This is a genomic window from Nitrospirota bacterium (assembly GCA_040752355.1).
Lineage (GTDB): Bacteria > Nitrospirota > Thermodesulfovibrionia > Thermodesulfovibrionales > Dissulfurispiraceae > JBFMCP01.
This window is the reverse complement of the sequence record JBFMHE010000005.1, coordinates 54,084-73,562: the sequence shown is the minus strand read 5'-3', so window position 1 is coordinate 73,562 and position 19,479 is coordinate 54,084. Positions and strand designations below refer to the sequence as shown.

Annotated in this window: 18 protein-coding genes and 1 pseudogene; 3 read left to right on the top strand and 16 right to left on the bottom strand. The window is 59.8% G+C overall.

Features of this window, described 5'->3' with window-relative positions; translation table 11 throughout:
• Nucleotides 1-16 precede the first annotated feature (16 nt).
• The 5 genes from AB1805_05105 to AB1805_05085 all read right to left on the bottom strand — a co-directional run bounded on the left by AB1805_05105 (nucleotide 17) and on the right by AB1805_05085 (nucleotide 6,190).
• Nucleotides 17-967 (bottom strand): peptidylprolyl isomerase, encoded by a 951-nt coding sequence (locus AB1805_05105; GenBank protein MEW5744804.1) that lies wholly within the window; start codon nucleotides 965-967, stop codon nucleotides 17-19.
• Nucleotides 968-1,114: 147 nt separating this feature from the next.
• The gene (locus tag AB1805_05100; GenBank protein MEW5744803.1) at nucleotides 1,115-2,086 is read right to left on the bottom strand and encodes a hypothetical protein; all 972 of its coding nucleotides are present in this window, start codon (nucleotides 2,084-2,086) and stop codon (nucleotides 1,115-1,117) included.
• A 105-nt stretch (nucleotides 2,087-2,191) separates the two neighbouring features.
• Nucleotides 2,192-3,568, bottom strand: coding sequence for an argininosuccinate lyase (argH, locus tag AB1805_05095; protein MEW5744802.1), 1,377 nt, complete (start codon nucleotides 3,566-3,568; stop codon nucleotides 2,192-2,194).
• A 2-nt stretch (nucleotides 3,569-3,570) separates the two neighbouring features.
• Nucleotides 3,571-5,667 carry an elongation factor G gene (gene fusA / locus AB1805_05090; GenBank protein ID MEW5744801.1) on the bottom strand — a complete coding sequence of 699 codons (2,097 nt, stop codon included), beginning with the start codon at nucleotides 5,665-5,667 and terminating at the stop codon, nucleotides 3,571-3,573.
• Between the two features lie 82 nt (nucleotides 5,668-5,749).
• A complete protein-coding gene (locus AB1805_05085; protein ID MEW5744800.1) occupies nucleotides 5,750-6,190 on the bottom strand; it encodes a SoxR reducing system RseC family protein in 441 nt (146 codons plus the stop codon).
• A 491-nt stretch (nucleotides 6,191-6,681) separates the two neighbouring features.
• Here AB1805_05085 and AB1805_05080 point away from each other — a divergent pair, with 491 nt between their 5' ends.
• Together AB1805_05080 and AB1805_05075 are read left to right on the top strand one after the other, a co-directional pair.
• Complete coding sequence (locus AB1805_05080; GenBank protein MEW5744799.1) at nucleotides 6,682-7,812, top strand: aminotransferase class I/II-fold pyridoxal phosphate-dependent enzyme; 1,131 nt, start codon at nucleotides 6,682-6,684, stop codon at nucleotides 7,810-7,812.
• Nucleotides 7,813-8,075: 263 nt separating this feature from the next.
• Nucleotides 8,076-8,969, top strand: a complete 894-nt coding sequence (locus tag AB1805_05075; protein MEW5744798.1) for a YihY/virulence factor BrkB family protein — start codon at nucleotides 8,076-8,078, stop codon at nucleotides 8,967-8,969.
• Between the two features lie 127 nt (nucleotides 8,970-9,096).
• On the opposite strand, the pseudogene AB1805_05070 reads toward AB1805_05075, so the two are convergent.
• Nucleotides 9,097-9,414, bottom strand: a pseudogene (locus tag AB1805_05070) (integrase core domain-containing protein).
• Between the two features lie 362 nt (nucleotides 9,415-9,776).
• On the opposite strand from AB1805_05070, the gene AB1805_05065 reads away from it, so the two are divergent.
• Nucleotides 9,777-10,100, top strand: coding sequence for a toxin-antitoxin system HicB family antitoxin (locus tag AB1805_05065; GenBank protein ID MEW5744797.1), 324 nt, complete (start codon nucleotides 9,777-9,779; stop codon nucleotides 10,098-10,100).
• A gap of 93 nt (nucleotides 10,101-10,193) precedes the next feature.
• Here the strand turns inward: AB1805_05065 and cimA are convergent, their stop codons facing one another.
• From cimA to AB1805_05015, 10 genes are all read right to left on the bottom strand, one after another.
• Nucleotides 10,194-11,762: a citramalate synthase gene (gene cimA / locus AB1805_05060; GenBank protein MEW5744796.1), complete on the bottom strand. Its 1,569-nt coding sequence runs from the start codon at nucleotides 11,760-11,762 to the stop codon at nucleotides 10,194-10,196.
• Complete coding sequence (locus tag AB1805_05055) at nucleotides 11,755-13,002, bottom strand: aspartate kinase (GenBank protein ID MEW5744795.1); 1,248 nt, start codon at nucleotides 13,000-13,002, stop codon at nucleotides 11,755-11,757. The genes cimA and AB1805_05055 overlap by 8 nt, the downstream gene beginning before the upstream one ends.
• Nucleotides 13,002-14,222 (bottom strand): cofactor-independent phosphoglycerate mutase, encoded by a 1,221-nt coding sequence (locus AB1805_05050; GenBank protein ID MEW5744794.1) that lies wholly within the window; start codon nucleotides 14,220-14,222, stop codon nucleotides 13,002-13,004. The genes AB1805_05055 and AB1805_05050 overlap by 1 nt, the downstream gene beginning before the upstream one ends.
• A 97-nt stretch (nucleotides 14,223-14,319) precedes the next feature.
• Entirely contained in the window at nucleotides 14,320-14,556 is a 237-nt protein-coding gene (locus AB1805_05045) for an NIL domain-containing protein (protein MEW5744793.1), read from the bottom strand.
• A gap of 81 nt (nucleotides 14,557-14,637) precedes the next feature.
• A complete protein-coding gene (locus AB1805_05040) occupies nucleotides 14,638-14,919 on the bottom strand; it encodes a MoaD/ThiS family protein (protein MEW5744792.1) in 282 nt (93 codons plus the stop codon).
• A 100-nt stretch (nucleotides 14,920-15,019) separates the two neighbouring features.
• Complete coding sequence (thrC, locus tag AB1805_05035; protein ID MEW5744791.1) at nucleotides 15,020-16,258, bottom strand: threonine synthase; 1,239 nt, start codon at nucleotides 16,256-16,258, stop codon at nucleotides 15,020-15,022.
• Between the two features lie 182 nt (nucleotides 16,259-16,440).
• Nucleotides 16,441-16,842, bottom strand: a complete 402-nt coding sequence (locus AB1805_05030) for a M67 family metallopeptidase (GenBank protein ID MEW5744790.1) — start codon at nucleotides 16,840-16,842, stop codon at nucleotides 16,441-16,443.
• 228 nt (nucleotides 16,843-17,070) lie between these two features.
• Nucleotides 17,071-17,880 (bottom strand): molybdopterin-synthase adenylyltransferase MoeB, encoded by an 810-nt coding sequence (gene moeB, locus AB1805_05025; protein MEW5744789.1) that lies wholly within the window; start codon nucleotides 17,878-17,880, stop codon nucleotides 17,071-17,073.
• Between the two features lie 4 nt (nucleotides 17,881-17,884).
• Nucleotides 17,885-18,121: a sulfurtransferase TusA family protein gene (locus AB1805_05020; protein MEW5744788.1), complete on the bottom strand. Its 237-nt coding sequence runs from the start codon at nucleotides 18,119-18,121 to the stop codon at nucleotides 17,885-17,887.
• Nucleotides 18,122-18,158: 37 nt separating this feature from the next.
• Nucleotides 18,159-19,478: a homoserine dehydrogenase gene (locus AB1805_05015; GenBank protein ID MEW5744787.1), complete on the bottom strand. Its 1,320-nt coding sequence runs from the start codon at nucleotides 19,476-19,478 to the stop codon at nucleotides 18,159-18,161.
• Nucleotide 19,479 lies beyond the last annotated feature (1 nt).

Here is a 19,479-nt window from a genome sequence, read left to right as displayed (position 1 = left end):
ATCTCCCACGCCTCACCTATATTTTTACTTCGACGTACGCCCTTTCGCGGAGGCCCTTTATCCAGTTCTTGTAGTCCCGCTCGAACTTCTCGTTGAGCAGCCTCTCGCGTACGATATCCCGGAGCTCCTGGGGGTTCTTCAAGGTGCGCGCATCATTCACCCTGATGATGTGCATGCCGCTCTCGCTCCAGAAGGGTTCGCTCACCTCGCCGGTCTTCAGGCCCGAGCAGGCCGAGACAAAAGCGCTCGAGAGATCGCATTTGCGGATGAAGCCGAGACTCCCGCCGGATCGGGCACTGGCATCCTCGGAATAACGCCGTGCGAGCTCGGAAAAACTCTCTCCTGCCTTGACGCGTTTATATATCTCCGATGCCTTCTCTTCCACCTGCTTCCGGTCTCCGGTGTCTTTCAGGAATATCTGGCTGATGGTGAACCCCTCGTAATCCCTCGCCAGCTCCTTGTGCTCCGCGAGATACCGGTCGATGTCCGCCTCGGTCACGAATATCTTGCTCCGGACCTCCTGCTCCACGATGCGGCTTATGGTGATCTGCTCGGCGAGCTTCTTCTTGTATTCGGCCAGGGCGAAGCCCTCTTTCTTGATCGTCTCGCTGAAGGCCTCTTCCGACATGCCGTACTTATCCCTTATGGTGGCGATGGCGGCCTCCACCTCGCTGGTGCTCGCTCCGATGCCCTCTCGCCGCGCCTCCTGGAGCTGCAGCTTCATATCGATCATGCTCTCGAGGTAGGTCGCCTCGTTGTCTTTGAAAAATTTCCGCCGCTCTTCGGGCTTCAACGCCTTGACCTCGTCCACTGCATCGAACTCCATTCCCTTGTAAAGGTCGCTCCAGGTAATAACCTCCTTGTTGACGATCGCCATGACCTTGTCGAGAACGATAGCGCCCTGCGCCGCCGCTGCAGCGCCCAGCAGCAGCGCCATCCCCATGAACACGCGTGCTTTTACAGACATACGCAAACCTCCCTCACGCCCGGCGCTCCTTCCGGTGCAGCACTCTACTGCGCCGAGCTAACAGGTATTGTAGCATATTTCGTGCTGGCCGGAGGGGGCGCACCAGGCCTCTGCAGAGTCCGTTTGCGGGGAGGAGCAGCCGCCTGCTCAGCGCTCGATATAGGGAGAGACCGCCACCGGCTCGGAGAGGGGACTCTCCTGTGCGGGACCGAGCGCTGCAACCGCATAGAACGCCTTTCCCGCAGCCGGGTCGGGGTCGGCAAAAGCAGGAGCGACCACATCACCGATGGCGACAAACTCCTTTTCCTGTCCCGCTCTCCTGAACACCCGGTACCCCCTGACCCAGGATTCGGGGTTTTCGTTCCACTGGAGATGCACCGCCTTCGGCATGGCGACGAATCTCAGCCCGGCGGGCCGCGAAGGCACAAAGGAGGCGGGGTCTACCTCCAGGGGCTGCGACGCAGGCCCCTCATTGACGATCCCGCTCTCGACGACCGATCGGACCCTATAGTAAACCGGCCGCGCTGTATCGATCGCATCGACGAAGGAACGTTCCTTCAGGAGGGCTTTATTCAGGGGAGAGGGAAGAGGAGCGGCTTCCTTTGCCGCGCTTTTATAGAGGGTGAAGCCCGAGACCTCGCCGCTGCCTTCCCATCCGATTTCGATGGCATTTTTTTTAACCGTGAAGAAGACCCGCTCGGGAGGCGCCGGCAGGGCGACCGGCGCGGCCTTGAAGACCGGCGAGCTGTCGCTGATGATATCCCGGAGGCTGTAGACCCGTATCCGGTAGCAATAGACCCGTCCGGGGCTGAAGTCCCTGTCCACGAAGCGATCCGCATCGCCCTTCAGGAAAGCGGCATTCGCAAACCCCTCGCAGCGGTCTCCTTCCGCCTTCTCGATATAAAAGCCTTTGATCGACTCCCTGTTCGCCTGCGGATAGGGCCAGCTGACGACGAGCCCTTCTTCGGTATGCGACACGGAGAGCGCGGCAACCGGAAGCGGCTGCTCGAAGGTCTTGAGGGTGGGATCTCCCTTCTTGCCGCAGGCAGACGCCAGCACTGCTGCCGCGAGCAGGCCGAAAAGAATGGTTATCGTACGCAGGTGGTGATAGCAGCTCACAGCACGTCCCCTCGTGTCGTAATGAATGGTGCAGCTATTATAGCATCAGCGCAGCGGCGGAGCATAGACAGAGCAAAAGGGACGCGAGAGGCTGCTCCCGGTCAGTTATTTCTTGAGGTCTCTTCTGAACCGCTGTATCTGCGCCCTGACCGACCGGGGGGAGGTGCCGCCAAAGGACTGCTTGGCGTTGACCGAGGCATGCGTGCTGATGAAGCGGTAGATATCCTTTCCTATCACGGGCGAAAAAGACCGGTACTCTCCTCCGCTCAGCTCGGAGAGCTTCTTTCCGCTATCGATGCAGTAGCGGACGATCTTCCCGGTGATCTCGTGGGCGGTCCTGAAAGGAACGCCCTTGCGCACGAGGTATTCCGCGATGTCCGTAGCGGTGGCATAAGCGGCATCGCCGCCGGCCTCCATCCTGGCCGCAGTAAAGGCTGCTTTGGGGAGCATCTCACCGAGCAGGGAGAGGGTCGCGGTGACGGTATCGACCGAGTCGAAGACCGGCTCCTTGTCCTCCTGCATGTCCCGGTTATAGGTGAGGGGCAGCGCTTTCATCACCGTGAGGAGGTTGACGAGATTGCCGTAGACCCTGCCGGTCTTGCCGCGCATCAGCTCGGCGACATCGGGGTTCTTCTTCTGCGGCATGATGCTCGAGCCCGTCGTATAGGCGTCGGGCAGCGTGATGAACGAGAACTCCTCCGAGGACCAGAGGATGAGCTCCTCGGCAAGCCGGGAGACATGCATCATGATCAGCGCCGAAGCGGAGAGGAACTCGAGGGCGAAATCCCTGTCGGCCACCGAATCCATACTGTTCTCCGAGACCGCATCGAACCCGAGCAGCTCGGCGACGTAGCGGCGGTCGATCGGCAGCGTGGTGCCGGCAAGCGCGCAGGAGCCGAGGGGCAGCACATTGATCCGCTTCAGCGCATCCCCGCACCGCGCGCGGTCCCGGCGGAACATCTGGGCGTACGCCATGAGGTGGTGCGAGAGGAGCACCGGCTGTGCCCTCTGGGTATGCGTATATCCGGGCATGATGACGCCGAGGTGCCGCTCGGCGCTCTCGGCGAGCACTCCTTCGAGCCTCTTGAGAAGGGCGACGATCTCCCTGACCGAGGCCCTGAGATACAGCCGTATATCGAGGGCCACCTGGTCGTTCCGCGACCGGGCGGTATGCAGCTTGCCGCCGGCCTCGCCGATCCGCGCAGCAAGGGCAGCTTCGATATTCATGTGGATGTCTTCGAGCTCCTCCCTGAATACGAATCTGCCCTCCTCGATCTCCTTATATATTTCTTTCAGCCCTTTGACGATCCTGCCGGCATCTTTTTTCGTGATGATGCCCTGCTTTGCGAGCATCCGTGCGTGGGCGACGCTCCCTTCGATGTCGTACCGCCACAGCCGGCAATCGAACGAAATCGATTCGGTGTACTTTTCGACGCTCTTCGATGTCTGCTCGGTAAACCGGCCGCCCCAGGGCTTCTTCATGGCTACTCGTGCTCTTCCGTCTTCTGCTTCTGCCGCTCGGCGATGATCTTCTGGGCGATATGGGCCGGCACTTCCTCGTAGTGGGAAGCCTCCATCGAGTAGAGCCCCCGGCCCGACGTGATGCTCTGGAGCTGATTCGCATAAGTGAGCATCTCCGCCATGGGGACAAGGGCGATGATCTTCTGGTTGCCTCCTGCCTGCGGTTCGACGCCCTGCACTTTACCCCGCCGCGTGTTCAGGTCGCCGATGACCGCGCCGAGGGTATCGTCGGGCACGACGATCTCGGCCCTCATGACCGGTTCGAGCAGGACCGGCTTCGCCTCGGGCACCAGCTTCTTGAGCGCCATCGACCCGGCGATCTTGAATGCCATTTCCGATGAGTCGACGGAGTGGTACGAGCCGTCGTAGAGCGTCACCTTGACATCGACCATCGGGTAGCCCGCGATGACACCCTCGTGCATCGTTTCCGAGACGCCCTTCTCGACGGCAGGCCGGTACTGCTGCGGGATAACGCCGCCCACGATCCTGTCGACGAACTGGTAGCCCGCGCCGCGCGGCATCGCCTCTATCTCGATCCAGCAGTCGCCGTACTGCCCGCGTCCGCCGGACTGCTTCTTGTACCTCCCCTGCCCCTTCGCCGAGGCCTTGATCGTCTCGCGGTAAGCGATCTTCGGCGTCTTCATCACGACCTCGACCCCGAACTTTCTCTTCAGCCGCTCGAGCGCGACTTCGAGATGGACCTGGCCCATCCCCGAGAGGATCATCTCTTTCGACTCCTCGTCCCTGCTGAAGTGGAGCGTCGGGTCCTCCTCGAGGATACGGTGGAGCCCGGTGCTCACCTTCTCCTCATCGCCTTTGGCCTTGGGCGCTATGGCGTAGGAAATTATCGGCTCGGCGAACTTCACCTTCTCGAGCACAAGGGGATGGTGCTCTTCGCAGAGCGTATCGCCGACGTTCGTCTCTTTGAGCTTTACCACCGCCGCGATATCGCCAGGGCCGACGGCGCTCGCAGGGACATGCTTTTTCCCCTGGAGATAGAAGACCTGCCCGATCCGCTCCTTCGAGCCGGTCGTCGCATTCAGGACCGTCGAGTCCGCCTTGAGCACGCCCGCATAGACCCTGAAGACCGACATCTTGCCGGCAAAGGGATCGGCGACGGTCTTGAAGACATAGGCCGTAAGCGGGTCGGTGTCGACGGGCTTCCGCTCCACCTCCTTGCCGTCCTTGGGCTGAACGCCCCTGACCGGCTTGATCCTGCTCATATCGACCGGAGAGGGCAGGCAGAGCAGCATGGCGTCGAGGAGCTGGGGCACGCCGATATTCATCGTAGCCGCGCCGCAGGCGACCGGGATGAACCGCCTCGTGAGCGAGCCCTCGCGGACGCCTTTCCTGATCTCCTCTTCGGTCAGGTCCGTTCCTTCGAGATACTTCTCGAGGAGCGCGTCATCCGACTCGGCCACCTTCTCGACGAGCCTCTTCCTGAACTCATCGGCATCGGGCCGCACGGACGACGGCACCTCCGCCTCGGCAGTCCTGCCGTCCCTGGTGAGATAGGCCTTCATGGTGATCAGGTCGACCACGCCTTCGAGGCCGGCGCCCTCACCGACGGGGATGAAGAGGGGGACCGCTTCCGAATCGAACGACTTCTCGAGGTCGCTCAGGGCCTGGTTGAAGTTCGCCGACTCCTTGTCCATCTTGTTGACGAAGACCATCCGCGGCACCTCGAACTCGCAGGCGTACTTCCATATCTTCTCGGTCTCGGCCTTGACGCCCGAGATGGCGCTGACGATCACCACCGCCCCGTCCGCGACCCTGAGGCTCCCCCTCGTGTCCTCGATGAAGTTGATGAAACCGGGGGTATCGATCAGGTTCATCTTCGTGCCCTTCCAGTCGCAGAAGGCGACGGCGGAGGTGACGCTGATCTTGCGCGCGATCTCCTCGGGCTCGTAATCGGTGGTCGTCGTGCCCGCCTCGACGCTTCCCATGCGGTCGATCACCTTCGCATTGAACAGGAGCGCCTCGGTCAGCGAGGTCTTGCCCGCTCCGCTGTGAGCGACGACTGCCACATTCCTGATATGCCCTGCATCCACTCTCGACATATGACTACCCCCTTCAATTTAATTTCCCAAATCCCAAGCACCAAATCCTAACCTATAGCGGACGACCGGATTCTCTTAGGACTTAGTGCTTCGGACTTAGTATTTCTACGATTACCGGCATGTACTCCTTTTTACCCTCATAGCGCACGGACCAGAGCTTGAGGAGCAGAAAAGTGATTGCAAAGAGGCCGAACCCGCCGATGGCCGACATGAGATCAGGGTCGATGGAGGGAAAGAACCCGCTCAGATACTCTTTGCCGATGACCGCGCCGACGATGAGCATCAGGGAGGGAATCCCGTAGATCAGCGCGGTCCCCTTCAGGTAGGTATACGGTTTGAAGGTGACCCGCACCCTGTCACCGACCCGCGCGCCGGCCTCGTTGACCGCCTCCACCGCCGCCTCGCTCCCGCCGACCGCCTTGCATACCGATCCGCCGGGGCAGGATTCGCAGGAGCTCTGCTTCTGTACGGTAACGAACGCCTTGGGGCCGCTGATCTCTTTTACGATGCCGATTTCTTCCATATCACTCTATCGTACTATATATGCAATAAGGCAGTAAATATTCCCTTTCAGAAGCCGAGTTGCGGCTGTTGCAGGCAGTGCGCACGGCTGCCCGATCTCCTGCCGCGATCTTCCGGCCGCCAGGGAGACCGGCCACTGCCGTGTCCTGCGCATTCTCCTAACAACTTGATTTTGAAAGGCATGTTCCTATATCTTAGCACGGATTCGCCAACAAGCGACATGCACCTCGCAGGAGCCGGAAGCCGGCGGAGCCATCATCATACGGTGATTCGTTATACTCACCAGCCGCTTTACCCCTGGGCGCCGCTTCCCTCTCTTGTTTATTTCCTTTTTTCAGTGTTATCCTTTCCGATGTGCGTAATACCGGCTTTTCAGCGGTTCCGCCGGTTCCGGTCTCTGCCCGTGCGGACAGGGAGTGAAGCTTTTAAGACTGAGAGGAAGATGACATGCTCCATTTGAGACGACAGCTGCCGTATCGGCCGACAGAAAGAATGAACGTGGTGAGTTACCCGATCAGGGATATAGTCATGGAAGCGAAGCGCGAAGAGGCGAAGGGGAAAAAGATGATCTATCTCAACATCGGTGATCCCCCCCAGTACGGCTTCGAGCCCTTCACCGGCATCGCCGCGCGGGTAAAGAGCGCCCTCGACGAAAACTGCAGGGGCTATGCGCCGTCCGCAGGCGACGAGCAGCTCAGGAAGACGGTGGCGAAGATCGAGAAGTGCGATCCCGACGATGTCTTCGTTGTCGCCGGGCTCACCGAAGGCATCGACTTCTTCTTCCATTCCTTCATAGGCTTCGGCGAGAAGGTGCTCCTTCCCAACCCGACCTATCCTCTCTACATCAGCAAGGCCAAGCAGTTCGAAGGCGACAGCGTCTTCTACCGGCATGATCCCGAGGGTCAGATAGACCTGGAGCACCTCTCGAGAAAGATCGAGGGCGCCAAGGCGATGGTGATCATCAACCCGAACAATCCCCTCGGCTGCGTCTACACGAAAAAGAATCTCGAAGAGGTCGTTGCGCTCTGCGCCGAGCACGATGTCCCCATATTCTACGACGGCTCCTACGACCAGCTCATCTACGAGGGCAAGCCACTGGACTTCAGGAAGATAGCGAAGGGAAAGGTGCCGTTTATTTACGGGAGCTCGCTCTCCAAGAACTTCAGCTATCCCGGCGCGCGCATAGGATGGGTCGCGTTTCACGGGGAGCGCTGGGAAGAGGTCAAGAACGCCTTCTTCCTCCTCTGCAACCAGCGACTCTCGGTGAACTGGGAGTACCAGAAGGCTGCTGCCGCGGCCATAACCGACCGCTCCTACCCGGACTACCTCGACGACATGAAGAAAAAGCTTGTCGAGAGACGGGACACCTTCGTAAAGATGACCAAAAAGCTGCCGCTCTCGTTCCCGATCCCGAACGGCGCGTTCTACGCCTTCATAAAGATCGAGTCGCCGAAGTGGAAAAAAGATATCAAGTTCGTGCAGGCGGCGCTCAAAGAGGGAGTCGTCTTTGTCCCCGGCTCGGGCTTCGGCAGACAGGAGGACGGCGTCTACTTCCGCACCACCTTCCTCCCGGAGCCGCATATAATCGAAGAAGCCTTTGCCAAGATCAAAAAGATATTGTAAGCGCGCCGCAAGGAAAAGAGCCCGGAGGCGTATCTGCAGATACGTCGAGGACTGTTTTTCCCGAAAACGCAGCACGGGAAACCTGCAGCCGACCGCAGTAGGGGGACTTTTGTGACACGCTCTCAGGGTTTACACCGGGATAGCGGGTGCTATAATTATATCAATAGAAGTTAGTGGCAGTTACCGGGGATTACACTCTTAACCGATACCAATCGGGGCCTTACCGCTCCACACGCTGTCCGCCCTCATCCGAGGAGTCCGCGATGATTCATGGCGTTTCCCCACAACAGTTTCTGCTCCAGCTCAAACAGGAGATCAGTGACGACAATGTCTTCAACGGCGCTGCGGCGCTAGGCTTCTACCTGACCCTGGCGCTCTTCCCGGCGATGATTCTGCTGCTCACCCTCATTCCTTATCTGCCGATCCGCAATGTGGATAAAGCGATCATGGACCTGCTGGGACAGGCGCTGCCTCAGGAGGCCTTCGGTATGGTCTCGGGGGTGGTGAACGAGGTCACCAGTGAACGGCGCGGCGGGCTGCTGTCGTTCGGCATTCTGGCGACGCTCTGGGCGGCGTCCTCGGGAATGTACGCGATCATGCAGCAGCTCAACATCACCTATGATGTGAAAGAGGGACGCAGCTTCATACGCGCCCGTGCGACAGCGCTCATGCTGAGCCTGCTCTTCGCCCTGCTGGTGATCGGCGCGTTCTCTCTCGTGGTACTCGGAGGAGTCATCCAGGAATGGATCGGCTCCCGGTTCGGGTTTTCCGATGCGCTGCTCACGTTTTTCGCCATGTTCCGCTGGATCGTGATCGTGGTCGCGCTGCTGCTCGGCTTCGCTATAATCTATCGCTACGGTCCGAACGTAGAGCAGAAGTTCGTCTTTATCACCCCGGGCAGCGTGCTCGGCGTGACCCTGTTGATTATCGCATCGCTCGTGTTTGCCGTGTACACCCGCAACTTCGCCGATTACAGCGCTACCTACGGCAGTATCGGCGCGGTGATCATTCTCATGCTGTGGCTCTACATCGCGGGGTTGGTGATCCTCATCGGCTCGGAGATCAATGCCCTGCTCGAGCATTACAGCCCGAAAGGCAAGCGGAAAGGCGAGAAGACGGAAGGGGAACGCAGCGGAGGAAACCTGCCGGGGCGCTGACGCAATGCGCACGCCAGCCTGCCCGGCTCTGCGGTCCGATAGTAGTCGTGCGAGGCGACGTTCACCAGAGGTGGCTCCTATTGGTTGGACAGTTTGGCGGCTGAAGTAAGGTGGAAACCACCAGCCATCATGCCGCCAGTTTCCCCGGACAACCTGCCTTGGGCAGATTCCAGTATGCCTCATGGGGCGTTTTGTCGTCCAGAGAAGAATGGGGACGCTCTTCGTTGTAGCGTCTGAACCACTTGCCTATACCTTTTCTTGCCTCGCTGCCCGTCTCAAACGCCTGCAAATAAACACCGTCATACTTCAGAGATCGCCAGAGCCGTTCAATCATGACATCATCCATCCAACGCCCTCTGCCGTCCATAGATATCTTCACTTCAGCATCCCTCAGCGTCTGAGTAAAAGCAAAGCTGGTAAACTGGCATCCCTCGTTCTCATCGTATTTTACACTTTATACGACTGTCCGAATTCCAGGGTCCACCTCTTTCACCAGGCTAAGAAATAGTGTAACGCCTCAGTTGACAACAGTACCACTATTGATACTATACTTATCCATGGACCGGATTGCAGAGATAGTCCTTCACATGCGAAACAATGCCCGGAACATTCGATTTGCTGATCTGTGCCTCGTTTGCGACCATTACTTCGGAGCAGCCCGCCATAAAGGGAGCAGCCATAGGGTATATAAAACACCGTGGCCGGGAGATCCGAGGATTAATATTCAAAACGACAGAGGGAAGGCAAAGGCATATCAGGTAAGACAGGTTCTCAGAGCCATTGAGCTCTTGGAGGTGAATTGTGACGTTGAAGAATGACCATTACACGTATAGGGTGACGTGGTCTCCGGAAGACAACGAGTATGTCGGACTGTGCTCCGAATTCCCCGGGTTAAGCTGGCTGGCAAAAACACCCGAGGGCGCGCTGAAAGGTATCCGCAAGATTGTTGCAGCGGTGATAAACGACATGAAGAAGACCGGAGAGGCGATACCGGAGCCGATTGCAAACCGCCGCTACAGCGGGAGATTTGTAGTGCGCGTTACCCCTGAAACACATAGGGCCCTCGCTATCCGGTCGGCTGAAACCGGAGTGAGCCTGAACCGCCTTGTCGCCGCCAAGCTAAGCCGTTGATCGGCAGATCGACGGAGAAAGGTTGCCGCTGCATAACTGCATAAATAAGCAGGGAAGTTCTATTTTCTTCGCGATAACGGGAACCGCCCCTCTTTACTCTTTCTCCTTCAGCAGCTTGTAGTCGATGCTGTCTACCAGGGCCTGCCAGGAGGCCTCGATGATGTTTTCGGAGACGCCGACGGTGCCCCACTTGTGCACGTCATCGCCCGATTCGATGAGGACGCGGACGCGGGCTGCGGTTCCCTTGCCGGCGGCGAGGACGCGGACCTTGTAGTCGTAGAGCTTGACCTTCTTCAGCTCGGGATAGAACTTCTCGAGCGCCTTTCTCAGCGCGTGGTCGAGGGCGTTCACCGGGCCGTTGCCGGTGGCGGCGGTGTGCTCGACATGCTTGCCGACCCTGACCATGATCGTCGCTTCGCTTATGGGAGTCTCGCTCTCTCTCCTCTTCTCGTCGATGACCCTGAAGCCGATGAGGTCGAAGAATCTCCTATGGAGGCCGAGCGCCTTTTTGATGAGGAGCTCGAAGGAGGCTTCGGCGCCCTCGAACTGGAAGCCCTGGTGCTCGAGGTCTTTCATGCTGTCGAGGATTACCTGCACCTCGGGTGAATCGGGTTTGAGATGGATGCCGAACTCTTCGGCCTTTCTGAGGACATTGCTCTTTCCCGCCATATCGGAGATCAGCACGCGCTGCGAATTGCCGACAGATTCAGGTCTGACATGCTCGTAGGTCTCGGGTCTTTTCCGGATAGCGCTCACATGCATGCCGCCCTTGTGGGCAAACGCGCTGTCGCCGACAAAGGGCTGGCGTTTGAAGTGGCGGATATTCGAGATCTCGTTGACGAAGCGCGACACATCGCGCAGCTTTTTCAGGTTATCGCCGCTCAGCGCCTTGAGCCCCATCTTCAGCTGGAGGCTCGGGATGATCGAGCAGAGATTGGCGTTGCCGCACCGCTCGCCGATGCCGTTGATCGTGCCCTGCACCTGCACTGCCCCGAGCTCGACAGCGACGAGTGAATTCGCCACCGCGCACTCCGAGTCGTTGTGGGCATGAATGCCGAGGGGGCTCTTCACCTGCTTGTTCACCTGCTGCACGATCTTCCTGAGCTCGTCGGGGAGTGTGCCGCCGTTGGTATCGCAGAGGACGAGGCAGTCGGCTCCGGCGTCCCGGGCGGCGAGGAGGCACTTCACCGCGTACTCGGGGTTGTCCTTGTAGCCGTCGAAGAAGTGCTCCGCATCGAAGAAGACCTTTTCGGCATACTTCTTGAGGAATGCGACGGAATCATGAATGATAGCGAGGTTCTCCGGCAGCGTCGCCTTGAGCGCCTCTTTCACATGGAAGTCCCAGGTCTTGCCGAAGATGGTGATGACCGGCGTCTCCGCATCGACCAGCGCCTTCAGGTTATGGTCATCCTTGGCCTTGTGCTTCGGACGGTGGGTGCTGCCGAAGGCGACGACCCGGGCGGTCCCGAGCTTCAGCCTCTTCGCCTTCTTGAAGTATTCCGCGTCCTTGGGGTTCGAGCCGGGGAATCCTCCCTCCACATAGTGGATGCCGAACTCGTCGAGCCGCTCGGTGATGCGCAGCTTGTCCTCGACCGAGAGCGAGACATCTTCGGCCTGGGCGCCGTCCCTGAGCGTGGTGTCGTAAATCTCTATTCTACGCATTGACAACGCTTTTACCCTCGCCCTGCCCAGCCGCGAGCCCGAAGGCGTCGTGGAGCACCCGTACGGCGAGCTCGGTATATTTCAGGGCGATGATGCAGGAGACCTTGATCTCCGAGGTGCTGATCATCATCACGTTGATACCGTGCTTCGCCAGTGTTTCGAACATCTGGGCCGCAACGCCCGAGTGGGTCCTCATGCCGACGCCGACGATGGATATCTTGGCGATCTCCTCGCCGAGGTTGACCCCCTTGGCGCCGAGCTCCTTCGCCACCGCTTCGGTCAGCTTCAGCGCCTTCTTGCTGTCGGTCTTGGGCACGGTGAACGATATATCGGCAGCCTTTCCATCGCTGCTCACATTCTGGACGATCATATCGACGACGATGCTCGCGTCCGCTATCGTTTTGAAGAGCTGCGCAGCGACACCGGGCTTGTCAGGCACGCCCATAACGGTGATCTTCGTCTGGTTCTTGTCATAAGCGACACCCGATACAACAACCTTCTCCATCTCTTTATCCTCCTTGGTAACCAGCGTCCCCGGGTTATCGTTGAAGCTCGAACGCACCACCACGGGCACCCCGTATTTCATCGCAAACTCGACCGACCGCGTCTGGAGCACCTTGGCGCCGAGGCTCGCGAGCTCGAGCATCTCCTCGAAGGATATCTTCTCGAGTTTTCTCGCTTCAGGGACGATATTGGGGTCGGTCGTATACACCCCGTCCACATCGGTATATATCTCGCACAGATCGGCATTCAGCGCCGCAGCCACGGCAACGGCGGAGAGGTCAGATCCCCCGCGGCCGAGGGTTGTCACGTCTTCGCTTTCGGTGATGCCCTGGAAGCCGGCCACCACCACCACGCACTCGTCGTCGAGCGCCCTCTTCGCGCGGTCGCCGGTTATCTTCTCTATCTTCGCCTTGGTATGCACCGTATCGGTGACGATACCCATCTGGCGGCCGGTAAGGGCCACCGCCTTGCAGCCCAGGGCCTCGACCGCGATCGCGGTGAGGGCGCTGGTGACGCGCTCTCCGGAGGAGAGGAGCAGGTCCATCTCCCGTTCGTTCGGGGCGGGCGATATCTGCTGGGCGAGGTTGATCAGCTTGTCCGTTTCGCCGGACATGGCCGATACGACCACCACGACCCTGTTGCCCTGCTTCACCGTGCGCACCACGCGCTCGGCCACCGCCTTGATCCTCTCTATGTTCGCTACCGATGTGCCGCCGTATTTCTGGACGATAAGCATTACCGCTGCCCCTCCCTGATAAAATGATCCATCAACGTATGTCCTTCCTCTATCACGACGGCATCGCGCCGTTCCGTAATCGTTTCGTCATAGCCGACGCCCTCGTTGTTCCTTATGCTCCTGCTGTCATAGATAACGAAGGGCACCGGATCGGCCGAGTGGGTCCTGATCGCGATCGGCGTCGGGTGATCGGGCATCAGCAGCACCCGGTACTCCCCGAACCGCTCCGCCAGCCCTTGCATCACCGGGCCGACCACCTTTGCATCGAAATCCTCTATGGCGGTCAATTTATTTGTCACGTCGCCGGAGTGGCCCGCCTCGTCGGGGGCTTCCACATGCAGGTAGACGAAATCCACCTCGTTCAGCGCCTCCAGCGTGTAGGCCACCTTGCCCGCGTAGTTGGTGTCGAGCCATCCTGTCGCGCCCGGCACATTCAGCACCCTGAAGCCTGCGTAGATGCCGAGCCCTTTCGTGAGGTCCACCGCCGAGACGAGGGCGCCGGTAACCTTGTATTTCTCTTTGTAGGTGGGCAGCTGCGGCCGCCGTCCCTGCCCCCAGAGCCAGATGCTGTTCGCCGGCCTCTTTCCCCTGGCAACACGCTCCTTGCAGAGCGGATGGCTCTCGAGGATGCACACCGACCGCTGCATGAGATCCCGCAGCACTCCGTCGCCCGCTCCTTTGGGGAGATACGCCGAGATAGTCTTGCCGAGGATATCGTGGGGCGGCGTGCACTCCACATCGGCGCTGCCGTTCTTCCAGACCATGAGATGCCGGTAGCTGACGCCGGGATAGAAGCGGATAGTCTCGCTCTCGAGCTCGGCCTTGAGCGCCTCGATCAGCACCCGCGCCTCTTCGGTCGTTATGTGGCCGCTGCTGTAGTCCTCCATCGCGGTATCGGCGTCATTCCCCGTGAATGCGAGGGTCACGAGGTTGCAGCGATAGGCGACATCGGTATCGTCGAGTGCGACGCCGATGCTCGCTGCCTCGAGCGGCGCTCTCCCGGTGTAATACCGCCGGGGATCGTAGCCGAGGATGCTGAGGTTCGCCACATCCGAGCCGGGCGGCAAGCCGCGCGGCACGGTATGCACACTGCCGAAGACGCCCTCGCGGGCGAGCCGGTCCATGTGGGGCGTCGCCGCCTTCTGGAGGGGGGTCAGACCGCCCAGCTCCTGCAGGGGCCGGTCCGCCATCCCGTCACCGATCAGTACGATGTATTTCATAGGCTATCCTCTCTGCCCGCTGAACCGCTTCCGTTCGGCGTCGGCCCTGGCAGCCGCCGCGATTGCAGTACGCTCCCTTCCGGAGAGCGGCTGCGATCTACTCGACAACATCTCCTTCGATGAGCTCCACTTCGATACCCTGGTCCTTGAGGGACTGCACCCCCTTGTCGAGATTCTCTTCGGAGCCCTCGAGCTCGAGGATCATCTCTCCCATGGTATCCGTTACCCGCGCCCTCCTGATGTTAGGGAGCACGTCGTACTTCTTGGCCATGGTGAAGATCACCGGCTCTCTGATAAGCTGCTGCGGGAATGTCAATTTAACTCGCCTCTTCATGCTGCCCCCTCTCTCATGGTATATCGTCGAGCGTTGGCGCGGACGGCGATGCGCACGCGATACCGCTCCACGTCCGATGCTCTACACACTGCTCCCGCCCGCTATCGCAGGGACTATCGAGACCTCGTCTCCATCCTTCACCGGGGTCTGCTCAGCCTGCAGAAAGCGTATATCCTCTTCGTTCACGTAGATATTCACGAAGCGCCTGACCTTGCCGCCTTCGGATATCCTCTCGGCAATACCGGGATACTTCGTCTCGAGGTCGTTGATCAGCTCGATAACCGAGCCGACCCTGCCCTCGACCTCCTCCTTGCCCTGCGTCAGCTTCTGGAGAGGGGTAGGAATCCTCACCTTTACCGCCATATGCTCACCTCCTCTTATTCAAGTGAGAAGTAAGAAGTGAAAAGTAGGAAGTAAAAACAGGAGCCAGAATAAAAGAACTCCCCTAAGCTCCCCCTTCCTCTTACTTCTTACTTATCTTTTCCAGCACCTCTTCGAAGGCGCCTAAATTCGGTTTTATGTGATGGACCGCCGCCGTATGGCCGGTAAGGGCCTCCTGCGTCTTCAGCCCGTTGCCGGTGACGCAGATGACCGTCGTTCCGTTCCTGTCGATCTTTCCCTGCTCGATCAGCTTCCGCGCCGCGGCGACGGTAACCCCGCCCGCGGTCTCGGCAAAGATACCCTCGGTGCGCGCGAGCAGCTTTATCGCCTCGATGATCTCGCGGTCCGAAACATCCTCGCCGCCCCCGCCCGTCTCCTTCACGATCTGGCTCGCATAAAAACCGTCGGCGGGATTGCCGATGGCGAGGGACTTTGCCACGGTATCGGGCTTTACCGGTTTGACGACATCGGCGCCCTGCTTTATGGCGGTCGTGATCGGCGAGCAGCCTGTCGCCTGGGCGGCAAAGACCTTCGTCCCCACTTCCCCTACGATCCCCACCTCCTTGAGCTCCTTGAAAGATTTCCATATCTTCGTCAGCAGCGAGCCGCTGGCGCACGGCACGACGACCGTATCAGGGACCCTCCAGCCCAGCTGCTCCACGATCTCGAAGCCCTGCGTCTTCGAACCTTCTGCGTAAAAGGGCCGTATGTTGATGTTGACGAAGGCCCAGCGGTACTTGTTCGCGATCTCGCTGCAGAGCCTGTTCACCTCATCGTAGTTGCCGTCGACCGCGACGAGGTTCGGCTCGTAGACGAGCGACGCCACGATCTTGCTCGGCTCGAGCGTGGCGGGGATGAAGACAAAACGCTTGAACCCCGCCTTCGCGCCGTGGGCAGAGACCGAGTGCGCGAGATTGCCCGTCGAGGCGCAGGCGACCGTATCGAACCCGAACTCCTTTGCCTTGGTCAGCGCCACTGCCACGACCCTGTCTTTAAAGGACAACGTCGGATGGACGACGGTATCGTCTTTTATGTAGAGCTCCTTGACGCCGAGCTCGCGTCCGAGATTATCGGCCTTGACCAGGGGAGTGAATCCCGACTTCAGGCCTGCCCGGGGCTCTCCGTCTATGGGAAGCAGCTCTTTATAGCGCCAGAGATTCGTTTCCCGCTCCTCGATAGCCTCTCTCGTCAACACCCTCTTTATCGCCGCATAGTCGTAGCTGACCTCCAAAGGACCGAAGCAGAACTCGCACACATATATGGGATCGACCGGGTACTCCCTGCCGCACTCCCTGCATTTAAGACCGCGTACATACCCCATAAGGCCTCCTCCTCACCCTCGTTTCTGAAAATCTCCCCTGAGCGCCTGCAAGAAAATGAAACTTTATTTTACTTCAAGACCGGAATAAAATCAAAGCATTACACAGGAGGCAAGACGGAGAGGGGAACTGCCGGCGCACCGGGACGGAAAGGCGAGTGAATACAACGGAAACCGTCCTGCTCCTACCTGACGACCAGGGGGGTCTCGGCCACCTCGCCGCCGCGCAGGGAAAAGGCCTTCACCACCGGCTCTCCTTCAGCCAGGCCCACGATGACATAGAGGGAGTCCTCGTAGAAGGCGAGGCTCTGGTCTTTTGCCGAGGGGTAGGCCGGCGATTGAGGGTGGGAATGGAAAACGGCGAGCATCTGCATACCCTTTTCCCGCATATCCCGGAATGCGGTGAGCTGCTCCCCCGGCTCCATCAGGTAGCTCACCGGCGAGGGGTCGGCATTGGTCATCGTATAGAGTACGGCGACTTCACTTCCCGTACCCGCGAGAATGCCGCACGCCTCATCCGGCAGCCCCGCCCTGCAGTGGGCGACCATGCCGTCGAAAATATGCCGGGGAATTATCAACCGATCCATAATAGCCTGAATAATAGACGTAAGAGCGCAGCCTGTCCTCATAGGATGAGACTAGTCCGTGCACGCAAGGCGCATCGTCACGAGATCGAGCGAAGGGCTTTCTGTGCGAGGCGGAGGGGGAGAAGAGCCCGGAGGCGTAGCAGCGCTACGTCGAGGACTATGCTCCCCTGACAACGAAGCACGGGAACCCTGCAGCCGATCGCAGTAGATGTGCCTTGCGTGCACGGACTAAAGCCTGCAATACCCGCCCTCGTAGTCCTGGAGCTCGGTGATGGTCGGGTGCTCGCCGCAGACGCGGCAGTCGGGGTTCTTGGGGACCCTGACGCGCCGGAAGGTCGCCTTCAGGGCATCGTAGATCAGGAGGGCGTTCGTCAGCGCCTCGCCCTTGCCGAGGAGCACCTTGATCACCTCGATCGCCTGGAGCGAGCCGACCACGCCGGTGATGGCGCCGATGACGCCGGCCTCCTGGCACGAGGGCACGAGCCCCGCAGGCGGCATATCCTCGAAGAGGCAGCGGTAGCAGTGGCCCTTGCCGGGCATGATCGTGGTCACCTGTCCCTCGAACCGCAGGATCGCGCCGCTCACGAGCGGCTTCCGGGAGAGCACGCAGGCGTCGTTCACCAGGTAGCGCGTCGGGAAGTTGTCGCTCCCGTCCACCACGACATCGCAGTCCCTGATCAGGTCCATGATGTTGTCTCTCGAGATGCGCTCCTTGATGCCCACCACCGTGACATCGGGATTGAGGGTCTCGAAGGTCGCCTTGGCGGAATCCACCTTGAAGGCGCCCACCGTCTTCGTGCTATGGGCGATCTGCCGCTGGAGGTTGCTCAGCTCGACGGTATCGTTGTCGATCATCGCGATGGTGCCCACCCCGGCAGCAGCGAGATAATACCCCACCGGGCAGCCGAGCCCCCCGGCGCCGACGATGAAGACCTTTGCCCCGAGGAGCTTCTTCTGCCCCTTGCCGCCCACCTCGGGAAGGATGATATGGCGGCTGTACCGCTGCAGCTGATCGTCACTGAAATCGAAAGCGCTCATTCCCCTAGTCCCTCTCTTTTCGTATCACTACCACCCAGCTGGTATCGTTTACCTTGCTCACTCCCAGCACCGTGTGCCCGTGGATCTCCATCGATTGGGGGATGCTCCGGGACGCCTCCTCGTAGTCGAGGAGGATCTCGAGGACCTCCCCTGCATTCATCTCCTCGATGGCGAGCTTGGCCTTGACAAAGGTATACGGACAGACCAATCCCCTTATATCGATGCGCCTATCTATCTTCATCCCTTCCATATCGTTGGCCAGCAGCTGACAGCCGCCGCTATTCCTCTTTGCCCTCGACCCTTATATAGAGTGTCTTTTCGGTCACCACCGGCAGGGCGTCGATCTCTCTGAGCGCGCTGACGACATCCCGCTCGCGGGCGCGGTGGGAGAGGACGACCAGCGGGACCGCTCTGCCGACCCGCCTGCCTTTCTGGATCACCGAGGCGATGCTGATATTGTTGTTCCCGAGGATGCCCGATATCTTCGAGAGGACGCCGGGCTCGTCCAGGGCGGAGAAGCGGAAGTAGTACATGCTCTCGATATCCTCCATCTTCCTGATGCGCTTCGGCCCTGAACCCTGGACTCCAGCTCCGGATATGCCGGGGACTCTCATTACGCCGCCGCGGAGGATATTCCTTCCGATATCGACGATATCCGCGACCACCGCACTGCCGGTCGGCAGATCGCCCGCGCCCCTGCCGTAGTAGAGCGTCGAGCCGACGGCGTCGCCCTCGACATAGACCGCGTTGAAGACGCCGTCGACCTTCGAGATCAGGTACTCGTTCGGCACCATGGTGGGGTGCACCCGCATCTCGACCTCGCCGTTCGACGCCTTGGTAATGGCGAGGAGCTTCACCTTATAGCCGAGCTCGGAAGCGAACTCGATATCCTGGGCGGTTATCTTCGTAATCCCCTCTTTATAGACGCTCCCGTAGGAAAGCGGGATGCCGTAGGCGATCGAGGCGAGGATGGTCAGCTTATGCGCGGAGTCGATCCCCTCGATGTCGAAGGTCGGATCGGCCTCGGCATAGCCGAGCCGCTGGGCCTCCTGCAGGGTCGTTGAAAACTCGACCTTCTCCTCGGTCATCTTCGTAAGGATATAGTTGCAGGTCCCGTTGATGATGCCGTAGACCGCGACGACATTATTGGCGACGAGCCCCTCGCGCAGCACCTTGATGATCGGGATGCCGCCCGCCACCGACGCTTCGAAGCCGATCTCGACACCCGCCTTCGCCGCTTCCGCAAAGAGCTCGTTGCCCTCGGTGGCGAGCAGCGCCTTGTTCGCCGTAACCACATGCTTCCTGTTGCGCAGCGCTTCGAGGATGAGGTCCTTTGCCGGCCGGATGCCGCCGATGAGCTCCACGACGATATCGATGTCGGGATCGGTGAGGAGCGACCGGGCATCGGTCGTCAGCACCCCTTCAGGCACGGCGAATCCCCTGTCCTTCGTGACATCGAGATCGGCGATGCGCTTGAGCACGATGTCGAAGCCGGTCCGTTCCCGCAGAAGGCTCCTGTTCTCAAGCAGTATCCGTGCAGTCCCTGAGCCGACCGTCCCGAAGCCGATGATGCCAACCGATATGCTGTCCTTTTTCATA

Coding starts and splice junctions, on each gene's coding strand:
- AB1805_05030 (MEW5744790.1), bottom strand. CDS start 16,842: ATGGATCGGTTGATAATTCCCCGGCATATTTTCGACGGCATGGTCGCC.
- argH (MEW5744802.1), bottom strand. CDS start 3,568: ATGAAGAAGCCCTGGGGCGGCCGGTTTACCGAGCAGACATCGAAGAGC.
- AB1805_05015 (MEW5744787.1), bottom strand. CDS start 19,478: ATGAAAAAGGACAGCATATCGGTTGGCATCATCGGCTTCGGGACGGTC.
- AB1805_05050 (MEW5744794.1), bottom strand. CDS start 14,222: ATGAAATACATCGTACTGATCGGTGACGGGATGGCGGACCGGCCCCTG.
- AB1805_05055 (MEW5744795.1), bottom strand. CDS start 13,002: ATGCTTATCGTCCAGAAATACGGCGGCACATCGGTAGCGAACATAGAG.
- AB1805_05045 (MEW5744793.1), bottom strand. CDS start 14,556: ATGAAGAGGCGAGTTAAATTGACATTCCCGCAGCAGCTTATCAGAGAG.
- AB1805_05075 (MEW5744798.1), top strand. CDS start 8,076: ATGATTCATGGCGTTTCCCCACAACAGTTTCTGCTCCAGCTCAAACAG.
- cimA (MEW5744796.1), bottom strand. CDS start 11,762: ATGCGTAGAATAGAGATTTACGACACCACGCTCAGGGACGGCGCCCAG.
- AB1805_05105 (MEW5744804.1), bottom strand. CDS start 967: ATGTCTGTAAAAGCACGCGTGTTCATGGGGATGGCGCTGCTGCTGGGC.
- moeB (MEW5744789.1), bottom strand. CDS start 17,880: ATGAGCGCTTTCGATTTCAGTGACGATCAGCTGCAGCGGTACAGCCGC.
- thrC (MEW5744791.1), bottom strand. CDS start 16,258: ATGGGGTATGTACGCGGTCTTAAATGCAGGGAGTGCGGCAGGGAGTAC.
- fusA (MEW5744801.1), bottom strand. CDS start 5,667: ATGTCGAGAGTGGATGCAGGGCATATCAGGAATGTGGCAGTCGTCGCT.
- AB1805_05040 (MEW5744792.1), bottom strand. CDS start 14,919: ATGGCGGTAAAGGTGAGGATTCCTACCCCTCTCCAGAAGCTGACGCAG.
- AB1805_05080 (MEW5744799.1), top strand. CDS start 6,682: ATGAACGTGGTGAGTTACCCGATCAGGGATATAGTCATGGAAGCGAAG.
- AB1805_05085 (MEW5744800.1), bottom strand. CDS start 6,190: ATGGAAGAAATCGGCATCGTAAAAGAGATCAGCGGCCCCAAGGCGTTC.
- AB1805_05020 (MEW5744788.1), bottom strand. CDS start 18,121: ATGAAGATAGATAGGCGCATCGATATAAGGGGATTGGTCTGTCCGTAT.